We start from the raw sequence: 655 nt of genomic DNA on the forward strand, positions 1-655 counted from the left end.
CCCGAGGTGCCAATGACTGCCGTGACAAACCCGCAACGCGCAGAAAGCCATAGCCAACATGTTTTACAACAAGCGTTATCCTTTTGCCGACGCCACAAACAACCCCTGGCACTGCTTGCCATCGACCTGCAGGAACTGAAAACACTGCAGGCAGAAATAGGCGAGCACCACATTGCGCCCCTGCTTGGGCAATTCTGCGAACACCTGAACAGCCGCAAACGCTGTGAAGATATCCTGATTACCGCACGCAGCAACCAGGTGGTGTTTCTGGCCCTGCCCGGCACCAATGCAGACGGCGCCGACATCGCAGCCGCGCGGCTACTGGACTGGCTTGACCACCACGAATTCAAGGTCGATGATTTTCGTGTCACGCTGAATGTGCGCATCGCCGTACATGTGCACAGCGGCGCCGACAACGAGGGCACCGGACGACTGGTCAACGATACCCTGAAGCTGTTGCGCCAACCCGCGGAGCGCGGCCAGCGCATTCTCTCCCCCCAGGCGCAGAAACAACAAAGCCAGCAAGCTCAGACTCAGGACGACACACAACAAAATGAAGCAAACCCGCCCCAGGCGCTTAGCGATGCGTTACTGGCGCAGGCCCGTAAAGATGGCTTGCTCGACACCCTCACCCCTTTCATCAACGCACTGGATG

General features: G+C 58.3%; 1 protein-coding gene. It reads left to right on the forward strand.

Annotated elements, in window-relative coordinates; genetic code table 11:
• Positions 1-12 precede the first annotated feature (12 nt).
• The coding region (locus A3754_RS23580; RefSeq protein ID WP_156497182.1) for a diguanylate cyclase domain-containing protein at positions 13-655 on the forward strand (643 nt) is incomplete at its 3' end.

It is taken from the genome of Alcanivorax sp. HI0083 (assembly GCF_001635175.1).